Genomic DNA, 17,889 nt, shown 5'->3' on the forward strand with positions numbered 1-17,889 from the left:
GCGGCCTAGCGCGTCGACAGTCGCTCGGCGACGATCTTCGGCGTGATAAAGACCAGCAATTCCGTCTTGTCGTTGGTGCGGCTGTTGCTGCGGAACAGATAGCCAAGCACCGGCACATCGCCCAGCAGCGGCACCTTGTCGGTGGTGTTGCGCTCGGTCTGCTGGTAGATCCCGCCCAGCACCACTGTGCCGCCGTTCTCGACCATGACCTGGGTCTTGACGTGCTTGGTGTCGATGGCGAAGCCGGCGCGGGTTTCCTGGCCGACGCTGTCCTTGTTGACGTCGACGTCGATGACGACGTTGCCGTCCGGCGTGATCTGTGGCGTCACCTCCAGCCGCAGGTTGGCCTTGCGGAACATGATCGAGGTGGCGCCGCTGCTGGTGGCCACCTGGTAGGGCAGCTCGATGCCCTGCTCGATCAGCGCGATCGCCTTGTCGGCCGTGATCACGCGCGGGCTGGAGATGATCTTGCCGGTGCCGTCCGCCTCGATCGCGGACAGTTCCAGGTTGAGGAAGCGGTTGGCGGCCGACGAGAACAGGCTGACCGCCAGGTTGCCGGCCTGGGCGCCGCCGATGGCGCCGGCAGGCAGGTTGATGAACTGGCTGTTGCTGTAGCTGGCGTCGCTGGCCTTGATCTGGCCGGTCACCTCGCCCACGCCGTTGATGTTGCCGCCGACCGCGACCCGGGTGTTGCTGGTGCCGATCTGGTAGCCGGAGTCGCCGCCGCGCTGGGTGCGCAGGTCGGCAAAGCCCAGCTTGGCGCCGAGGTTGCGGGTGAAGGTGTCGCTGGCCTCGACGATGCGGGCCTCGATCAGCACCTGCTTGGAGGCGATGTCGGTCTTGGCGATCAGCTTGCGGATGTCGTCCAGCTTGGAGGCGATGTCGGTGACGAACAGCTGGTTGGTGCGCGGCTCGATGATGGCGCTGCCGCGCTTGGACAGGATGCGGTTCTTGGTGTCGCCGCCCTCCAGCCCGAACACGGTCTTGAAGGCGTCGGCCTTCTGGTAGTTCAGCTGGAAGATCTCGGATTTCAAGGGCTCAAGGTCGGCGATCTGGGCGCGCTGCTCCAGCTCCAGCTTTTCCTTGGTCAGCAGTTCCTCCTTGGGCGCGATCCACAGCACCGAGCCGTTCTTGCGCATGTCCAGGCCCTTGGCCTGCAACACCACGTCCAGCGCCTGGTCCCACGGCACCTCCTTCAGGCGCAGGGTCAGGTTGCCGCTGACGCTGTCGCTGGTGATGATGTTCAGGCCGGAAATGTCGGCGATCGCCTGCAGGGCCGCGCGCACTTCGACGTTCTGGAAGTTGAAGGACAGCTTCTCGCCGCGGTAGCCCTGGGTGCCCTGGGTCAGCTTGTTCGGGTCTTCCTTGATCGGCTTGACGTCGATCACCAGCTGGGTATCGCTCTGGTAGACGGTCTGTTCCCACAGGCCGCGCGCCTCGATCGTCATGCGCGTGTTGTCGCCCTGCGGCACGGTGGTGACCAGCGCCACCGGGGTGCCGAAGTCGCTGACGTCGAGCCGGCGCCGCAGGCTTTCCGGCACGCCGGTCTTGAGGAAGTCGACCACCACCCCGGTCGGGGTCTGGCGCACGTCGACCGCCACCTGGCTGTTGGGCAGGTCGACCACGACCCGGCCTTCGCCGTTGGCGCCGCGGCGGAAGTCCATGTCGCGCAGGAGCTGGCGTCCGGCCGGCGCGGCCGGCTGCGCGGCGGCGACCGGCAAGCCCCGGGCGTCGACCGCCTGGGCCAGGCCGCCGGAGCCGTCGATGGTCAGGATCACGGCGTTGCCGTCGATGGCGGTGGCGTAGTTCAGGCTGCGCTTCAGGTTGAACACCAGGCGCGAGCGTTCGCCGGCCTGCACCACGTTGATGCCGCGCAGGTCGCCCAGGCTCATCTCCTGCACGGTCTTGCCGGTGGCGTTGGAGGTGGCACCGAAGTCCAGCGCGATGCGCGGCGGATTGGTGATGGCAAAGCCGATCGGCAGTTTCTCGGGCGCGTGCTTGAGCGCGATCTTGACGATCACGTTGGAACCCTGCTGGTTGGCGGTGATCGCTTCGATGGCGTTGGCCGGCGGCGCCTCCGGCGCGCCCTGGGCGCGGACCACGCCGGCCAGTTGCATGGCGAAGGCAAAAGCGAGCACCGGCATCCAGCTGGCGACGGCCAGGGCGCGCCGGGGCGTGATGTGAGCGGTCATTTGGTGTTCTCCTTGCTTTCCTGCAGTTCCAACTTGGACATGCGTTCGACCCAATCGCCGCCCGCATCCTGTACGATTTCCTTGACGCTCACGCTGTTGTCGCTGATGGCGGTGATCAGGCCGAAATTCTGCCCCACATGCTGGCCCACCACGACATGGTGCAGATTGCGGTCGACCTGCAGCAACCCGTACAGCACGCCTTTCTGCTGCACCGTGCCGACCATCTTGACGGTGTCGAGCGGGAAGCTCTCCAGCAATTCCTTGCGCCGTTCCAGATCCGGCCGGATGCCGTTGTTGCCCTTGGCCGAGGCCTTGGCCAGCTCGGCCAGCAGCTTGTTGGGATTGAAGGGATCGATCGCATCGGCCTGGGCGTAGGCGAAGGGAATGAAGGTCTTGGGCTCGGCCAGCGGCGGCACCGCCACCTTGGCCTGGGAGTCGACCTGCTTCATCCAGGCGCGCACTTCCTGCACGTCGCTGTCGCCGCAGCCGGACAGCAGCGCCAGCACGGGAGCCAGCAGCATCGCGGGTATCAGGGTTCTCATGATTTTTTCGCCGCCTTTTTCTTGTCGGCGGCGGCCTTGCGCTGGGCGCTGACCTCCTCGGGGTCGAGGTAGCGGAAGGTCTTGACCACCGCCTCCAGGGTCAGCACGCCGTCCTTGCCGGTGTTCAGGCTCATGTTGTTGAGCGTGACGATGCGCGACAGGTTGGCCATGTTGCCGGCAAAGGCGCCGATGTCGTGGTAGCTGCCGGTGACCTTGATGTTGATCGGCAGCTCGGCGTAGTAATCCTTGACCACCACCGGCGCCGGCGTGAAGGACTCGAACTGCAGGCCGCTGCCGGTGCCGGCGCGGCCGATGTCCTTGAGCAGCGCATCCATCTCGGCCTTGCTCGGCAGCTGCTTCTGCAGGCGCTCGACGTACTGGTCGACCTGCATTTTCTGCGCCCGCAGCGCTTCCAGGTTGACCGCCTGCGCGGTCTTGACCTGGTACTCGCTGCGCAGCTTGAGCTCGGCCTGGGCGCCGGCCTCCTGTTCGTCGAACTGCGAGCTCCAGTAGCCGAAATAGCCGGCCACCGCCACCGCCGCCATCACGCCGACGCTGCACAGCACGCGCGGCGCCAGCGGCCACTGGCCCGGATGGCGGCCGCCGAGGTTGCGGAACTGGTCGGCCAGTTGCGCGCCCATCAGATTGAGATTCAGCTTGGCCATGGTTATCCCCGCTCCTGGCTCTTGGCCGGCGCGGCGTCGCCGGGCTGCGCGCCCTTGCCCTTGGCGCCGGTGGCGGCAGCGTCCTTGTCGCGCGGACGCTTGATGTTGACCGACAGGTTGAATTCCACCACCTTCTTGGCGGTCTTGCCCTGGCCCAGTCCGGTCGACTTCACATCGATCAGCTCCGGCCGCTCCAGCCACGGCGAGACGCCGGCCAGGTTGCCCAGCAGTTCGGAGACCCGCTCCTGCGACTGCGCGTAACCGCCGATCGAGATCTTCTGGCCTTCCTGCTTGAAGCCCTTGAGGTAGACGCCGGCCGGGATCTGCTTGACCAGTTCATCGAGCAGGTAGACCGGCTGGTTGCGGTCGCCCTGCAAATCCTCCACGGCCTGCTGGCGCGCCTTCAGCGCTTCGATTTCCTGCTTCAGTGTGGCGATCTCGGCGATCTTCTTGTCGAGGCCGGAAATGGCTTCCTTGATGACGTGGTTGCGCTCGTTCTGGATGGAGATTTCGCGGGCGTTGTAGCCGCCCACCAGCAGCACCACGCCGACGCCGACGATGGCGCCCAGCGCCAGCAGCGCGTAGAAGGCCGCCTTTTTCTGTTTGCGCTTTTCCTCGCGGTGCGGCAGCAGGTTAATTTTAATCATCAGCCGAACCTCCGCAGGGCCAGGCCGCAGGCGACCAGGTAGGCCGGGGCGTCGCTGCGCAGCTGCGATTCGCGCACCGAGGCGCCCAGCTGCATGCCCTTGAACGGCGAGATCACGGCGCTGGAGATCTTGGTGCGGCTGGCCACCAGTTCCAGCAGGCCTGGCAGCAGCGCGCAGCCGCCGGCCAGGAACAGCTGGTCGACCCGCGTGTACGGCGTGGAGGTGTAGAAGAACTGGATCGCCCGAGTCACTTCCAGCGCCGCGCTTTCCAGGAACGGCGACAGCAGCTCGGCGTGGTAGTTGTCGGGCAGGTCGCCGGATTTCTTGCGGGTCTCGGCCTCGTCAAAGCTCATGCCGTAGGCGCGCACGATGTCCTGGGTCAGGGCGTTGCCGCCGAATGGCTGCTCGCGCTCGTACACGGTGACGCCGTCCAGCATCACCGAGATGTGGGTGACCTGGGCGCCGATCTGGAACAGCGCCACCACCTGGCCGGCGCCCGCCTCGGGCAGCTGGGCCGTCACGCGGTCCAGCGCGGCGCGGGCGGCGTAGGATTCGATGTCCATCACGGTGGCCTTGAGGCCGGACGCCTCGGCGATGGCGACGCGGTCCTCGACCTTTTCGCGGCGCGAGGCGGCCAGCATCACCTCGATGTCCTCCGGCGAATTGGCGGCCGGGCCGATGACGTCGAAGTCCAGGCTGACCTCGTCAAGCGCGAACGGGATGTACTGGCTGGCCTCGGATTCGACCTGCACTTCCAGCTGGTCTTCCGACATGCCGGCCGGCAGGATGATTTTCTTGGTGATCACGGAAGCTGGCGGCATGCCCAGCGCCACCAGCTTGGTGCGGGTGCCGCTTTTCTTCCAGACCCGGCGCACGGCATCGACCACCTGGTCCAGGTTTTCGATATTGCCGTCCACCACGGCGCCGCGCGGCAGCGGTTCGGCGGCGTAGCGCTCCAGCCGGTATTCGCCCTTGCCGCCCTGCGCCAGCTCGACCAGGCGCACGCTGGAGGTGCTGATGTCGATGCCCACCAGCGGCGCGTTACCCTGCCCCAGCAAGACCTTGAGATCTATCATACGAGCCCCCCGGTGCCATGGCTGGCGCCTGCGTTTCTTTGCCGCCGAATCAACATTCGAACAGTTTGCATTTAGGAACTCGTTTGAAAACCAGCGTTTAGACTGCTTATATAAGACCGTACATTAAATCCTGCCTATATAAGTGTAAAGGTATTTCTATTGTGCACAATTGGCTTGGTGTGAGGGTTTCGCCACACTTTTTTTGCCTGCTGTAGCCTCAAAAACAACTCAGTTGTTTTGTTACCTACGGGGAAATATTCCTGTCATCTGGCAGCGCGCGCCGTGGCCCTGGCCCCTCGCTTATAATGGCCCGCATACATCATAGAAAGATCGAACTGCATGGCCTCTTCTTCCAATTCGGCACCTCCACCATCGACTCCGTCCAACGCCTCCACCAAAGGCAAACCCGCCTCACGTTTCTTCCTGCTGGCCGGCCTGTCCGTCGTTGGACTGGGGCTGGTCGGACTGCTGCTGGTGGTGTTCGGCCTGGCGATGGCCTACCCCAACCTGCCCGAGCTCGACACGCTGACCGACTACCGGCCGAAAATGCCGCTGCGCATATTCTCGGCCGATAACGTGCTGATCGGCGAGTTCGGCGAGGAGCGCCGCAACCTGGTGCGCATCAAGGACATCCCCGACGTCATGAAGAAAGCCGTGCTGGCCATCGAGGACGACCGCTTCTACGAGCACGGCGGCGTCGACTACACCGGCATCCTGCGCGCGGCCGTGCACAACGCCACCGGCGGCGCCAAGCAGGGCGCCTCCACCATCACCCAGCAGGTCGCCCGCAACTTCTTCCTGTCGAGCGAACAGACGCTCAAGCGCAAGGCCTACGAGGTGCTGCTGGCCTGGAAGATCGAGAAAAACCTCAGCAAGGACCAGATCCTCGAGGTCTACATGAACCAGATCTACCTGGGCCAGCGCGCCTACGGTTTTTCGTCGGCCGCACAAATCTATTTCGGCAAAAACCTGAAAGACATTAGCGTGGCCGAGGCGGCCATGCTGGCCGGCCTGCCGAAGGCGCCGTCGGCCTACAACCCGGTGGTCAACCCGAAGCGCGCGCGCACCCGCCAGCAGTACATCCTGCAACGCATGCATGAGCTCGGCTACATCACCGACAAGCAGTTCGAGGCCGCCAAGGCCGAGGAACTGAAGGTCAAGACCGACAGCAGCGAGTTCGGCGTGCACGCCGAGTACGTGGCCGAGATGGCGCGCCAGCTGGTGTACGAGCAGTTCAAGGAGGACACCTACACCCGCGGCCTGAACGTGTTCACCACCATCACCAAGGCCGACCAGGACGCCGCCTACCTGGCGCTGCGCAAGGGCGTGATGGACTACGAGAAGCGCCACGCCTATCGCGGCCCGGAAGCGTATATCGACATCCCGCAGAACAAGGAAGAGGCGGAAGACGCCGTCGAGACCGAGCTGGCCGACCATCCCGACAGCGACGACATCGTGGCCGCCATGGTGCTGTCCGCCACGCCGCAGCTGATCACCGCCGTCACCGCCACCGGCGAGGAAATCAAGATCACCGGCGCCGGGCTGGAGATGGGCCGCTCGTGGCTGTCCGACAAGGCCGCGCCGAACAAGCGCATCCGCCGCGGCGCGGTGATCCGCGTCATGCAGGAGGGTAAGGACTGGCAAGTGACGCAGCTGCCGGAGATCGAATCGGCCTTTGTTGCGGCCGACACCCACGACGGCGCCATCAAGGCCATGGTGGGCGGCTTCGACTACAACCGCAGCAAGTTCAACCACGTGACCCAGGCCTGGCGCCAGCCGGGCTCGTCGTTCAAGCCCTTCATCTATTCGGCCTCGCTGGAGCGCGGCCTGTCGCCGGCCACCATCATCAACGACGCCCCGATCTCGTTCGACGCCGGCCAGACCGGCGGCCAGGCCTGGGAGCCGAAGAACTACGACGGCAAATACGAGGGCCCGATGACGATGCGGCGCGGCCTGACCAAGTCCAAGAACATGATCTCGATCCGCATTCTGCACAAGATCGGCGCCAAGTACGGCCAGGAATACACCACCCGCTTCGGCTTTGACGCCGACAAGAACCCGCCCTACCTGACGCTGGCGCTGGGCGCGGGCAACGTCACGCCGCTGCAGATGGCCGGCGCCTACGCGGTGTTCGCCAACGGCGGCTACAAGGTCAGCCCCTACCTGATCTCCAAGGTGACGGACGCGGACGGCAAGATCCTGTCGCAGGCCAATCCGGACAAGGCCGGCGACGAGAAGAACCGCGTCATCGACGAGCGCAACGCCTTCCTGATGGACAGCATGCTGAAGGACGTGGTGCGCTACGGCACGGCGACCAAGGCGCTGGTGCTCAAGCGTCCCGACCTGTCGGGCAAGACCGGCACCACCAACGATTCGATCGACGCCTGGTTCGCCGGCTACCAGCCGCACCTGGTGGGCATCGCCTGGATCGGCTACGACCAGCCCAAGAACCTGGGCAACAAGGAGACCGGCGGCGGCCTGGCGCTGCCGATCTGGATCGGCTACATGCAGAAGGCGCTGAAGAATATCCCGATCGAGGAACGGGCCGTGCCGGAAGGCGTGATGCTGGTGGGCGACGAGTACTACTACGCGGAGAATCCGCCGGGCACCGGCGTGCACAACATCGACGGCGCCTCGCACGGCACGCCGGCCGAGGAAAAAGCCAAGGACGCAGTGAAAAACGAGTTGTTCTAAAGTTAAAGGGGCCTCGGCCCCTTTTTTTATCTTCTTATCAGCCCAGTACGACCGGACTGCCACCCTGCGTGCTGACCATCTCCGACAGCGCGGAAAACAGCTCGGAGCCGTCGCGGGTGTTGAGCCACTTGCCGTCCTTCTGCTTGTAGTGGTAGCCGCCCGAGCGGGACGCCACCCACAGCTCCTGCATCGCGGCCTGGCTGTTGACGATGATCTTGGAACCATTGTCGATAAACTCGATTTCCAGCACATTGCCGCTGCGGCTGCACTCGACGTCGACCATGTCCTCGTCGTTCAGACGGTCCAGCGCGGCCTCGATGGCGGTAAGGGTGGCCTCGGCCTGTGCCAGGAATTCTGATTCGCCCATGCTACACTCCAGTATCTATAGTCAATCCGTGATTTTATCGTGAAGTCCACTTTCCGTTTATTTATCGGCACAGTTTGCGGCACAACCGCCCTGTGCCTGACCGTCTTGTTGAGCGGCTGCGGCCAACCCGGCCCGCTGTACCTGCCCAAGGCTCCACCGGCCAAGCCTGCCAAGAGCACTGAAGCTGCCCCGGTTCCATCCACTCCAGCACCTCAACAATAATTCTTATGTCGCAATTTTCTTATGTAAATGGCGTGCTGCACGCCGAGGGCGCCTCGCTTGCCGCCATCGCCAGGCAGTTCGGCACCCCGACCTATGTGTACTCCAAGGCGCAGCTGCTGGCCAACTTCGCCTCCTACGCCGACGCCTGCGCCGGCCGCGACGCGCTGGTCTGCTACGCCATGAAGGCCAATTCCAACCTGGCCATCCTCGACCTACTGGCACGCCAGGGCGCCGGCTTCGACATCGTCTCCGGCGGCGAGCTGCTGCGCGTGCTGGCGGCCGGCGGCGATCCGCGCAAGGTGATCTTCTCCGGCGTCGGCAAGAGCGTCGACGAAATGCGCCTGGCGCTGTCGCATGACATCCTGTGCTTCAACGTTGAATCGATTCCCGAGCTGCACCGCCTGAACGAAGTGGCCGGCGCCATGGGCAAGACCGCGCGCGTATCGCTGCGCGTCAACCCCAACGTCGACGCCAAGACCCACCCCTACATCGCCACCGGCCTGAAGGCCAACAAGTTCGGCGTGGCCTTCGACGACGCGCTCGACACCTACCGCGCGGCAGCCAGGCTGCCGCACCTGGAAGTGGCCGGCATCGACTGCCACATCGGCTCGCAGCTGCTGGACGACGCGCCGCTGCTGGAGGCGCTGGACCGCCTGATCGAGCTGATCGACAAGCTGGGCGACGAAGGCATCGTGCTGCATCATCTGGACATCGGCGGCGGCATCGGCATCAACTACGGCGAGGCGGGTGAGGCGGCGCCGGTGCCGGTGGGCGACTACCTGGGCCGTCTGTTCGCCAGGATCGACGCCTGGCGCGCGGCGCGCTACGACGGCAAGCCGATCAAGGTGATCTTCGAGCCGGGCCGCTCCATCGTCGGCGACACCGGCGTGCTGCTGACCAAGGTGGAGTTCATCAAGCACGGCGAGGAGAAGAATTTCTGCGTGGTCGATGCGGCGATGAACGACATGGCGCGTCCGGCGCTGTACCAGGCGTGGATGGACATGCAGCCTGTGGTGCAGGGCAAGGCCGGCGCGCTGACCTATGACGTGGTGGGGCCGATCTGCGAATCGGGCGACTGGCTGGCGCGCGACCGCGAGCTGGCGGTGGAAGCCGGTGACCTGCTGGTGATGCACAGCGCGGGCGCCTACGGCATGACGATGGCGTCCAACTACAACACGCGCGGCCGCGCGGCGGAGATCATCGTCGACGGCGAGGTGTGCCATGTGGTGCGCAAGCGCGAGAACCCGGCCGACCTGTACGCGCTGGAATCGCTGATCAAGTAAGCCGAACAGCCTGCAAGCAAAAGCCGCCCGCCTCACCGCCGGCGGCTTTTTTCATGCGGGCTGGGTTTCGGCAAATATTTCCTGAATACTTCTGGCGTCGAAAATGCGATCGAACCAACGGTCCAGATCGTCCATTTCAGCCCATTCAATGCGCTTATTCAGTTTCCGCGACAGCGTGCCAAAGCGCTTAACCAGCAGCTTCTTCAACAGTTCGCGACGCATATAGAGTTCGGCTTCATATCGCCATGCATCGGCAAAGCTCTTGATATCAGGAACAGCCATAGCCTGCCCCTCCATGACTATGCGATCAAATTCGATAATACGCTTACGCGCAAGGCACTGCAAACGACGCGCACCCCAGCGACTTAACAGCGGCAAAATTTGTATGCGGTGTCGTCCTCGCTGGCCATCGGTCCAGTGTAGCGAGGCGGAGCGCGCCGCTGTTGGGCGCGCTCAAAGGGGCGCTAGCGTGCCGTCGCGGCCGTCGCCGTCATCGCCTTGGCGCGCGCCCAGTAGACCCGCACCAGCAGCAGCGCTCCCAGGATCAAGCCGAAGATGATAGGCTGCGTGAAGTTGTGCTTGCCCGCCTTCATCCACCAGAAGTGCAAGATCGCCAGCGGCGCGATCACATACACCAGCCGGTGCAGCCACTGCCAGCGCTTGCCGCCCAGCCGCTTGACCATGGCGTTGGTGCTGGTCACCGCCAACGGGATCAGCAGCACGAAGGCGATGAAGCCCACCGTGATGAACGGCCGCTTCAGCACATCCTTCCACATCTCCTGCACGTCGAAGAAATGATCGAACCACAGGAAGGTCATGAAGTGCAGCAAGCCGTAGAAGAACATATACAGCCCCAGCATGCGGCGCAGCTTGATCAGCCAGTTCCATTTGCTCAGCTTGCGCAGCGGCGTCACCGCCAGTGTGAAGCACAGGAAGTACAAGGTCCAGTCGCCGGTGCCGCGCGTGATGAACTCCAGCGGCTCGACCAGTTGCCCGGTCAAGGTCAGGTAGACCATGCGCGCCAGGGGCACCAGCGCCAGCAGGAAGACGGCGGCCTTGATCAGGCTGGCCTGCCGTGCGGAAGGATTGAACGCCATACGCTTAGAAGAACTTCTTCAGGTCCATGCCGGCATACAGCGGCGCGACGTCGGCATAGCCGTTGAACATCAAGGTCTTGCGCTTGCGGGCCAGGAAGCCGTCCTCGCCGATGCGGCGCTCGGACGCCTGCGACCAGCGCGGGTGGTCCACGTCCGGATTGACGTTCGAATAGAAACCGTACTCGCTCGGCGCCGACAGATTCCACGACGTGCGCGGCTGCTCTTTGACAAACCGGATCTTGACGATGGACTTGGCCGACTTGAAGCCGTACTTCCACGGCAGCACCATGCGCACCGGCGCGCCGTTCTGGTTGGCCAGCGTTTCGCCGTACATGCCCAGCGTCAGCAAGGCCAGCGGGTGGTTGGCCTCGTCGATGCGCAGGCCTTCGGTGTACGGCCATTGCAGCACGCGGCTGCCCACGCCCGGCATCTGCTTCTTGTCGGCCAGCGAGACGAATTCCACGTACTTGGCGTTGCCGGTCGGCTCGACCTTCTTGATGATCTCGGAGAACGAATAGCCGATCCACGGAATGACCATCGACCAGCCCTCGACGCAGCGCAGGCGGTAGACGCGTTCTTCCAGCGGCGCCAGCTTGAGCAGCGCGTCGATGTCCAGGATCATCGGCTTTTTCACCTCGCCTTCGATGCTCACCGTCCACGGACGGGTCTTCAGCGTGTTGGCGTACATCGCCGGCTCGCTCTTGTCGGTGCCGAATTCGTAGTAGTTGTTGTAGCTGGTGGCGTCCTTGTAGGGCGTCTGCTTGTCGAGCGCCGAATAGGAGGGATTGAGCTTGGCGGCCAGCTTGGGATTGATGCCCTGCGCGAAGGCTTCGCGGTTGGCCATCTCCAGCAGCGCGGCGCTGCCGATGGCGCCGGCGGCGATCTGCTTGATGAAGTTGCGGCGCGACTCGTAGACTTCGCGCGACGTGATTTCTGATGAAAACGGCAACTCGATGCCGTTGGGGCTACGCTTGATCAGCATGCTGACTCCAAAGATTGTGCAAGGTTGAGACTTGGTCGCGGCTATAGCCTGAACCTTACACTAATCTTGGACAGCAAAAGTTCACATTGCGTTTACAACTTGCCGTAGGAATGCAAACCGGACAGGAACATGTTGACGCCCAGGAAGGCGAAGGTGGTCACCAGCAGGCCCACCAGCGCCCACCAGGCCGCCGGACGGCCGCGCAGGCCCGTCATCAGGCGCATGTGCAGCCAGGCCGCGTAGTTGAGCCAGACGATCAGCGCCCAGGTCTCCTTCGGGTCCCACGACCAGTAGCCGCCCCACGCCTCCGCCGCCCACAGCGCGCCAAGGATGGTGGCGATGGTGAAGAAGGCGAAACCGGCCGAGATGGCCTTGTACATGACGTCGTCCAGCACTTCCTCCGACGGCAGGCGGTCGACCAGGCGGCCGGAGGTCTTCAGCAGGTAAGCCGCCGCCACCATGGCAGCCAGGGCAAAGTTGCCATAACCGATGAAGTTGGCCGGCACGTGGATCTTCATCCACCAGCTTTGCAGGGCCGGCAGCAGCGGCTGGATGTCGGCGGCGTCGCGCGAGGTGGTGTACCAGAACAGGAAGCCGATCGCGGCCGTGATCACCAGCGTGACGAAGGCGCCCAGCTGGCGGGTGGCGTAGCGCTGCTCGAAGTACAGGTAGAACATCGCGGTGATCAGCGAAAACAATATAAACACTTCATACAGATTCGACACCGGGATGTGGCCGACGTCGGTACCGATCAGGTAGGACTCGTACCAGCGCACCATCATGCCGGTCAGGCCCAGCACCACGGCGGCCCAGCACAGCTTGGAGCCGATGCTGGAGGCCGAATCCGAGCGCGCGGCCAGGCCGATCACGTAGAACAGGGTCGACAGGCAGAACATCACGCTCATCCACAGGATCGCGGACTGGCTCGACAGCATCATGCGCAGCCAGAACTTCTTGGTGCCGTTGTCCAGCACGCCGGCGTACATGGCGATCGCGCCCAGCGCCAGCAGCGCCACCAGCGGCATCAGCCAGCGCGCTGGCTTCCAGTGCCAGCCCAGCGCGGCAAACGCCGGCGCGGCGGCCAGCAGGATGCCCTTCTCGTAGATGTCCATGTACTGGCCGTAGGTGCCCAGGCCGTACAGCGAGCCGGCCAGCAGCGCCAGCGCGAACACCCAGTCGAACGCGGTCAGGCGCTTGAAGTAGCCGGGCGCCTGGGTATAGGTTTGGGTCGATTGCGTCAGTTCCATCATTTCTCTCCGTGGCCGCTATAGCTTACGCCGATTGCGGCAGCTTTTCTTTCAAAGTTTCAAACTCGCGTTCGAAGTCCAGCGTTTTGCGCTGGGTGCTCATGGCCATCAGCGCTTCGGCGCCGCTGGCGTCATCCTTGATCCAGACCCACAGGCGGCGCTCGCGGATGTAGAACATCGAGAATACACCCAGCACCAGGAACACACAGCCGAGGTAGACCACCTTCTTGCCCGGCGAACGCGTGACCTGGAACACCGAGGCCTGGACCTGGGTGAAGTCGTCCAGCTGCAGGTAGACCGGCGCGCCGTAGAAGAAGGCGTCCGACAGGGCGTTGGTGGCCAGCTGCAGGAAGCGGGCGTGGTTCTCGTCGGCGCTGACCGGCTCCAGGCCGTCCTTTTCGCGCGCGGCCTGCCACAGGTCCCACAGGCTGCCGTTGAGGATCTTCATGAACACGTCGGCGGCTTTTTCCTGCTCGGCGCCGGGGATTTTTTCCAGGAACTGCGAGATGGCGACGAAACCGGCCGCCTTGTCGTTGCCGGCGAAGATGGTCAGGCTCTTCTCGGCCGAGGCTTGCAGCTGCCCGCGCAGCGCGTCGCCGTTGGCGGACTGCGGCGTGGCGCGTTCGGCGTAGCGCTTGGCGGCGGCGGCGCGCAGGCTGGCGTCGCTGAGGGCGGCGCGCAGGCGCATCCATTCGGTCACGCTGTGGGCGTCGTCGGCCGGGATGCGCAGGAAGCTGAACGGGTCCGACGGGTTGACGCGCATGCCGGCCAGGAACACCGTGGCGCCATCCACCGTCACCGGCTGCATGTAGTTCTGGTATTCGCGCGCCTGGCCGGTCTTGTCGCGCAGCTTGTAGGTCACGCTGGGGCCGACGTTCTTCAGGTCCTTGTTGTTGGCGTTGCGGCCGGCCGAGCCGGTGTGCTTGTCGAGGCTGTTGGCGAATTGCTCTTCCAGGCTCTTGCCCTTGGCGACCGCGCGCGCGTCCTGCGAGGCGGCCAGGTTCTCGACGTTGAACGGGCGGAAGCCCGACCATTCGACGGTGTAGGCGTCGCCCAGGGTGGTGCTGCTGCCGACTTCGCCAGAGATGCCGAATTTGGTGGTGGCCGGGCCCACCATCGGGTAGCCGGTCAATTTGAGCTTGCTGCCGCCGTCGTCAAAGCTGGACTGGTAGATCGCCAGCCCCTTGTATAACAGCGGTTTGTTGACTTCGATGATGGCCTTGACCACCTCGCCGCTGGCGTGGTCGCGCACCTCGACCTCGCTGGCGAACAGCTTGGGCATGCCGGTGCTGTAGAAATCGATGGTGAATTTTTTCAGCTTGATGGTGAACGGCAGGTCCTGGATCAGCACGCCGTCGGGACGGGTGATGATGGCGCTTTCGCTGGTCTGGCCCTCCGGGATCATGGTGTTGCCGCGGAAGGTGGGGTTGCCCAGGCCGAGGCGGCTCTGCGCCGGCACCGCCGAGATCAAGCCGCTGCCGCTGAACGGCACCTTGCCGAGGAACCATTCCTGCAGGCGGATCGGCACGTCCGAATCAAGCAGGCCGCCGATGCAGATGATGACGATGGCCGAGTGCGCGAAGATGTAGCCGAACTTGTTGGCCGCGCCCTGCTTGGCGGCCACCAAGGTGCCGTGGTCCTTGTCGACCAGCTTGACCTTGTAGCCGGCGTCGGCCAGGCGGGCCGCGGTCTGCTGCGCCAGCGCGGCGCGCGCCAACGGCGAGCGCCATTGCATCTTGTGGTGGAAGTTGAGCAGCGAATTCTCGCGCACGTTCTCGCGCCAGCTGCGCATGTCCTTGAGCATCTTGGGCGCGTTGCGCAGGATGCACAGCGTGGTCGACGTCACCAGCGCCGTCATCAGCAGCAGGAACCACCAGGCCGAGTACACGCCATACAGGCCCAGCTTGCCGAACACCTCGAACCAGAACGGCCCGAACTGGTTGATGTAGTTGTTGGTGGCCTCGCCCTGCTTCATCACGGTGCCGACGATGGCGGCGATCGCGATCATCGCCAGCAGCGCGATGGCGAAGCGCATGGAGGAAATCAGTTCGACGAATTCGCCGACGATGGGGCGGCGGGTCTTCAGTTCGATGCCGGTGGTGCTGGGGCTGCTGCTCATGCTGGAACTATCTCAAAAAAAGTATGCTGCCGGCAGCATATCAACAAAAAGGGCAGCCCGCTTACGCTGCCGCCCTCTATGCACTATCAGCTGCGCCGCAACCCGGGGGCGCGGCCAGCTGCTTATTTCAAGCCGGCGACGTAATCGGCCACGGCTTTCATTTCCTCATCCGACATGCGCTTGGCGATGGTGGTCATCTGCGCGCTGTTCTTGCGGCCGCCGGCCTTGAACAGGCCCAGCTGGGCTACCGTGTAATCCTGGTGCTGGCCGGCGATGCGCGGATACTGCACCGGGATGCCGGCGCCGGTGGCGCCGTGGCAGCTGGCGCAGGCTGGAACGTTCTTCTCGGCGACGCCGCCGCGATAGATCTTCTTGCCCAGTTCAACCGTGTCCTTGTTCTTCGCAGCACCAGGCTTTTGCGCCTGGGTGGCCAGCCAGGCCGCGATATTGTGCTTTTCCTCGTCCGTCAGCATCTTCGCGTACGTCGTCATGACCGGTTGATTCCGGTCGTCGGTCGTAAAGTTCACCAGTTGCTTGTAAATATAGGCCTCGTGCTGGCCAGCCAGTTTCGGATTGACGCTGATGGTGGAGTTGCCGCCCGCGCCGTGGCAGGAAACGCAGGCCGGCAGGCCGCGTGCGCTGTCGCCGCTGTCAAACAGGGTGCCGCCTTTGGCCGCGTCGACTTTGGGCGCTGCCGCTTCGGCGTGGGCCGGTTTTTTTTCTTCTGCGGCGGATGCGGTGCCCGCAATTGCCAACAGGGCCACCAACAAGGAAGTTACAAACGGTGAAAACGCACGATTCATTCAAGCACCCTCAAAAAAGTTTGTCGAAAGTCTGCCGCAGGCTTGGCACGAGATGCTATGGCAACACTTCGTAACCACTCATTGTACAATAGCTTTCCAGCATATTTGCTCCCTTTTGTTGCATTTTTCCCCATCCCATGTCCAAACTCTGGCAAGCCCGCTTCTTTACGACCGTTAACCAATTGCGCGATCTGCCCGACACCACCGTGCCGGAAATCGCCTTTGCAGGTCGCTCCAACGCCGGCAAATCGACCGCCATCAACATCCTGTGCAACCAGAAGGGACTGGCGTTCGCGTCCAAGACCCCTGGCCGCACCCAGCACATCAACTACTTCTCGATCGGCGGCGCGCACGTCGCGCAGCACCGCAAGGACCCGACCATCGTCGACGAGATCGAATGCCTGCTGGTCGACTTGCCGGGCTACGGCTACGCGGAAGTGTCCGGTTCGGCCAAGCTGCACTGGCAGCGCCTGCTGGGCGACTACGTGCAGCGCCGCGAACAGCTGGCCGCGCTGATCCTGATCATGGACTCGCGCCGCCCGTTCACCGACCTGGACATCCAGATGCTGGAATGGTTCGCCCCGACCGGCAAGCCGATTCATTGCATCCTGACCAAGGTTGACAAATTGAACCGCAACGAATCCGTCAACGTGCTGCGCCAGGCGAAAGCCAAGCTCGACAGCTATGTCGACGAAGACGGCGAAGGTTTCCCGTTCACCGTACAACTGTTCTCCGCGCTCAAGCGCATCGGCATCGACGAAGCCAACGACAAGATCCTGGAACTGGCCGGCGTCACCGACGACGAAGCCGCCGCCCAGGTGCAGCTGATCGAGATGGAAGACGACGTCGAGCCGGACGAGCAATAACCCCACAGCTTAGGAAAGTTTTAGCGATGCACAATCCACACGTTTCCGCCCAATTCCCCGCCATCCGCATGCGCCGCATGCGCCGCGACCCGTTTTCGCGCGCACTGATGCGTGAAAACAACGTCACGGCCTCGGACTTGATCTACCCGGTGTTTATCCTGGAAGGCACGCAGCAGCGCGAGCCGGTGTTGTCGATGCCGGGCGTGGAGCGGGTGTCGGTGGATCTGCTGCTGAAAGTGGCGCAGGAATGCGTGGAACTGGGCATCCCGGTGCTGGCGCTGTTCCCGGTGATCGACGCGGCCAAGAAGACGCCGGACGGCATCGAAGCCACCAATCCCGACGGTCTGGTGCCGCGCGCCGTACGCGCGCTGAAGCAGGCCTTCCCGCAGCTGGGCATTCTGACCGACGTCGCGCTGGACCCGTACACCAGCCACGGCCAGGACGGCCTGATCGACGACAACGGCTACGTGATCAACGACGTCACCACCGACATGCTGGTGCGCCAGGCCTTGTGCCAGGCCGACGCCGGCGTCGACGTGGTGGCGCCGTCGGACATGATGGACGGGCGTATCGGTGCGGTGCGCGCGGCGCTGGAGGCGCACGGCCACATCCACACCCGCATCATGGCCTACTCGGCCAAGTACGCGTCGGCGTTCTACGGCCCGTTCCGCGACGCGGTCGGCTCGGCCAAGAACCTGGGCAAGGGCGACAAGAACACCTACCAGATGGACCCGGCCAACAGCGACGAAGCCTTGCGCGAAGTGGGGCTGGACCTGGCAGAGGGCGCGGACATGGTGATGGTCAAGCCGGGCATGCCTTACCTGGACATCGTGCGCCGGGTGAAGGATGAGTTCAAGGTGCCGACCTTTGCCTACCAGGTCAGCGGCGAATACGCGATGATCAAGGCCGCCGCGCAAAACGGCTGGCTCGACCATGACAAGGTGATGATGGAAGCTATGCTGGCGTTCAAGCGCGCCGGCGCCGACGCCGTGCTGACCTACTTCGCACTGGACGTCGCCCGCCTGCTCAAAGTGCAAAAATAACCCGCACCGCCAAGCGGGGTCTGACCCCGTACGGGGTCAGACCC

General features: G+C 63.9%; 17 protein-coding genes. 5 read left to right on the forward strand and 12 right to left on the reverse strand.

Features of this window, described 5'->3' with window-relative positions:
* Positions 1 to 5: 5 nt before the first annotated feature.
* Genes ACEN9O_RS06500 through ACEN9O_RS06520 form a run of 5 tightly spaced genes read right to left on the reverse strand, consistent with a single transcriptional unit; the run spans position 6 to position 5,122 of the window.
* Positions 6 to 2,192: a type IV pilus secretin PilQ gene (locus ACEN9O_RS06500; protein WP_495616805.1), complete on the reverse strand. Its 2,187-nt coding sequence runs from the start codon at positions 2,190 to 2,192 to the stop codon at positions 6 to 8.
* Positions 2,189 to 2,734, reverse strand: a complete 546-nt coding sequence (locus ACEN9O_RS06505; RefSeq protein ID WP_495616806.1) for a pilus assembly protein PilP — start codon at positions 2,732 to 2,734, stop codon at positions 2,189 to 2,191. Before ACEN9O_RS06505 ends, ACEN9O_RS06500 begins: the two co-directional genes overlap by 4 nt.
* The gene (locus tag ACEN9O_RS06510; protein WP_495616807.1) at positions 2,731 to 3,399 is read right to left on the reverse strand and encodes a type IV pilus inner membrane component PilO; all 669 of its coding nucleotides are present in this window, start codon (positions 3,397 to 3,399) and stop codon (positions 2,731 to 2,733) included. Before ACEN9O_RS06510 ends, ACEN9O_RS06505 begins: the two co-directional genes overlap by 4 nt.
* Before the next feature lie 2 nt (positions 3,400 to 3,401).
* Positions 3,402 to 4,046, reverse strand: a complete 645-nt coding sequence (locus ACEN9O_RS06515; RefSeq protein ID WP_495616808.1) for a PilN domain-containing protein — start codon at positions 4,044 to 4,046, stop codon at positions 3,402 to 3,404.
* Positions 4,046 to 5,122, reverse strand: coding sequence for a pilus assembly protein PilM (locus ACEN9O_RS06520; RefSeq protein WP_495616809.1), 1,077 nt, complete (start codon positions 5,120 to 5,122; stop codon positions 4,046 to 4,048). Before ACEN9O_RS06520 ends, ACEN9O_RS06515 begins: the two co-directional genes overlap by 1 nt.
* A gap of 339 nt (positions 5,123 to 5,461) precedes the next feature.
* Between ACEN9O_RS06520 and ACEN9O_RS06525 the strand changes: the two genes are divergently transcribed.
* Positions 5,462 to 7,816, forward strand: a complete 2,355-nt coding sequence (locus ACEN9O_RS06525; RefSeq protein ID WP_495616810.1) for a penicillin-binding protein 1A — start codon at positions 5,462 to 5,464, stop codon at positions 7,814 to 7,816.
* 37 nt (positions 7,817 to 7,853) lie between these two features.
* On the opposite strand, the gene cyaY is transcribed toward ACEN9O_RS06525, so the two are convergent.
* Positions 7,854 to 8,183 (reverse strand): iron donor protein CyaY, encoded by a 330-nt coding sequence (gene cyaY / locus ACEN9O_RS06530; RefSeq protein WP_495616811.1) that lies wholly within the window; start codon positions 8,181 to 8,183, stop codon positions 7,854 to 7,856.
* A 39-nt stretch (positions 8,184 to 8,222) separates the two neighbouring features.
* Here cyaY and lptM point away from each other — a divergent pair, with 39 nt between their 5' ends.
* Both lptM and lysA read left to right on the forward strand, forming a co-directional pair.
* Positions 8,223 to 8,405 (forward strand): LPS translocon maturation chaperone LptM, encoded by a 183-nt coding sequence (gene lptM, locus ACEN9O_RS06535; protein WP_229213344.1) that lies wholly within the window; start codon positions 8,223 to 8,225, stop codon positions 8,403 to 8,405.
* 5 nt (positions 8,406 to 8,410) lie between these two features.
* Complete coding sequence (gene lysA, locus ACEN9O_RS06540; protein ID WP_495616812.1) at positions 8,411 to 9,688, forward strand: diaminopimelate decarboxylase; 1,278 nt, start codon at positions 8,411 to 8,413, stop codon at positions 9,686 to 9,688.
* 51 nt (positions 9,689 to 9,739) lie between these two features.
* On the opposite strand, the gene ACEN9O_RS06545 is transcribed toward lysA, so the two are convergent.
* The 6 genes from ACEN9O_RS06545 to ACEN9O_RS06570 form a co-directional block, all read right to left on the reverse strand.
* Complete coding sequence (locus tag ACEN9O_RS06545; protein ID WP_495616813.1) at positions 9,740 to 9,970, reverse strand: hypothetical protein; 231 nt, start codon at positions 9,968 to 9,970, stop codon at positions 9,740 to 9,742.
* A 182-nt stretch (positions 9,971 to 10,152) separates the two neighbouring features.
* Positions 10,153 to 10,785, reverse strand: a complete 633-nt coding sequence (gene msrQ, locus ACEN9O_RS06550) for a protein-methionine-sulfoxide reductase heme-binding subunit MsrQ (protein ID WP_495616814.1) — start codon at positions 10,783 to 10,785, stop codon at positions 10,153 to 10,155.
* Between the two features lie 4 nt (positions 10,786 to 10,789).
* Complete coding sequence (gene msrP / locus ACEN9O_RS06555) at positions 10,790 to 11,767, reverse strand: protein-methionine-sulfoxide reductase catalytic subunit MsrP (protein WP_495616815.1); 978 nt, start codon at positions 11,765 to 11,767, stop codon at positions 10,790 to 10,792.
* 92 nt (positions 11,768 to 11,859) lie between these two features.
* Positions 11,860 to 13,014 carry a c-type cytochrome biogenesis protein CcsB gene (gene ccsB / locus ACEN9O_RS06560; protein WP_495618434.1) on the reverse strand — a complete coding sequence of 385 codons (1,155 nt, stop codon included), beginning with the start codon at positions 13,012 to 13,014 and terminating at the stop codon, positions 11,860 to 11,862.
* Between the two features lie 25 nt (positions 13,015 to 13,039).
* Positions 13,040 to 15,133: a cytochrome c biogenesis protein ResB gene (locus ACEN9O_RS06565; protein ID WP_495616816.1), complete on the reverse strand. Its 2,094-nt coding sequence runs from the start codon at positions 15,131 to 15,133 to the stop codon at positions 13,040 to 13,042.
* Between the two features lie 122 nt (positions 15,134 to 15,255).
* The gene (locus ACEN9O_RS06570) at positions 15,256 to 15,936 is read right to left on the reverse strand and encodes a c-type cytochrome (protein WP_495616817.1); all 681 of its coding nucleotides are present in this window, start codon (positions 15,934 to 15,936) and stop codon (positions 15,256 to 15,258) included.
* Between the two features lie 137 nt (positions 15,937 to 16,073).
* On the opposite strand from ACEN9O_RS06570, the gene yihA reads away from it, so the two are divergent.
* Positions 16,074 to 16,802, forward strand: a complete 729-nt coding sequence (yihA, locus tag ACEN9O_RS06575) for a ribosome biogenesis GTP-binding protein YihA/YsxC (protein WP_495616818.1) — start codon at positions 16,074 to 16,076, stop codon at positions 16,800 to 16,802.
* 26 nt (positions 16,803 to 16,828) lie between these two features.
* On the forward strand, positions 16,829 to 17,845 hold the full coding sequence (hemB, locus tag ACEN9O_RS06580) for a porphobilinogen synthase (RefSeq protein WP_495616819.1): 1,017 nt from the start codon (positions 16,829 to 16,831) through the stop codon (positions 17,843 to 17,845).
* Positions 17,846 to 17,889: the final 44 nt, after the last annotated feature.

It is taken from the genome of Duganella sp. Dugasp78 (assembly GCF_059491455.1).

Excerpts from the sequence above, each read along its gene's own strand:
- ACEN9O_RS06500 (WP_495616805.1), bottom strand. The coding sequence starts at position 2,192 with ATGACCGCTCACATCACGCCCCGGCGCGCCCTGGCCGTCGCCAGCTGG.
- ACEN9O_RS06505 (WP_495616806.1), bottom strand. The coding sequence starts at position 2,734 with ATGAGAACCCTGATACCCGCGATGCTGCTGGCTCCCGTGCTGGCGCTG.
- ACEN9O_RS06510 (WP_495616807.1), bottom strand. The coding sequence starts at position 3,399 with ATGGCCAAGCTGAATCTCAATCTGATGGGCGCGCAACTGGCCGACCAG.
- ACEN9O_RS06515 (WP_495616808.1), bottom strand. The coding sequence starts at position 4,046 with ATGATTAAAATTAACCTGCTGCCGCACCGCGAGGAAAAGCGCAAACAG.
- ACEN9O_RS06520 (WP_495616809.1), bottom strand. The coding sequence starts at position 5,122 with ATGATAGATCTCAAGGTCTTGCTGGGGCAGGGTAACGCGCCGCTGGTG.
- ACEN9O_RS06525 (WP_495616810.1), top strand. The coding sequence starts at position 5,462 with ATGGCCTCTTCTTCCAATTCGGCACCTCCACCATCGACTCCGTCCAAC.
- cyaY (WP_495616811.1), bottom strand. The coding sequence starts at position 8,183 with ATGGGCGAATCAGAATTCCTGGCACAGGCCGAGGCCACCCTTACCGCC.
- lysA (WP_495616812.1), top strand. The coding sequence starts at position 8,411 with ATGTCGCAATTTTCTTATGTAAATGGCGTGCTGCACGCCGAGGGCGCC.
- ACEN9O_RS06545 (WP_495616813.1), bottom strand. The coding sequence starts at position 9,970 with ATGGCTGTTCCTGATATCAAGAGCTTTGCCGATGCATGGCGATATGAA.
- msrQ (WP_495616814.1), bottom strand. The coding sequence starts at position 10,785 with ATGGCGTTCAATCCTTCCGCACGGCAGGCCAGCCTGATCAAGGCCGCC.
- msrP (WP_495616815.1), bottom strand. The coding sequence starts at position 11,767 with ATGCTGATCAAGCGTAGCCCCAACGGCATCGAGTTGCCGTTTTCATCA.
- ccsB (WP_495618434.1), bottom strand. The coding sequence starts at position 13,014 with ATGGAACTGACGCAATCGACCCAAACCTATACCCAGGCGCCCGGCTAC.
- ACEN9O_RS06565 (WP_495616816.1), bottom strand. The coding sequence starts at position 15,133 with ATGAGCAGCAGCCCCAGCACCACCGGCATCGAACTGAAGACCCGCCGC.
- ACEN9O_RS06570 (WP_495616817.1), bottom strand. The coding sequence starts at position 15,936 with ATGAATCGTGCGTTTTCACCGTTTGTAACTTCCTTGTTGGTGGCCCTG.
- yihA (WP_495616818.1), top strand. The coding sequence starts at position 16,074 with ATGTCCAAACTCTGGCAAGCCCGCTTCTTTACGACCGTTAACCAATTG.
- hemB (WP_495616819.1), top strand. The coding sequence starts at position 16,829 with ATGCACAATCCACACGTTTCCGCCCAATTCCCCGCCATCCGCATGCGC.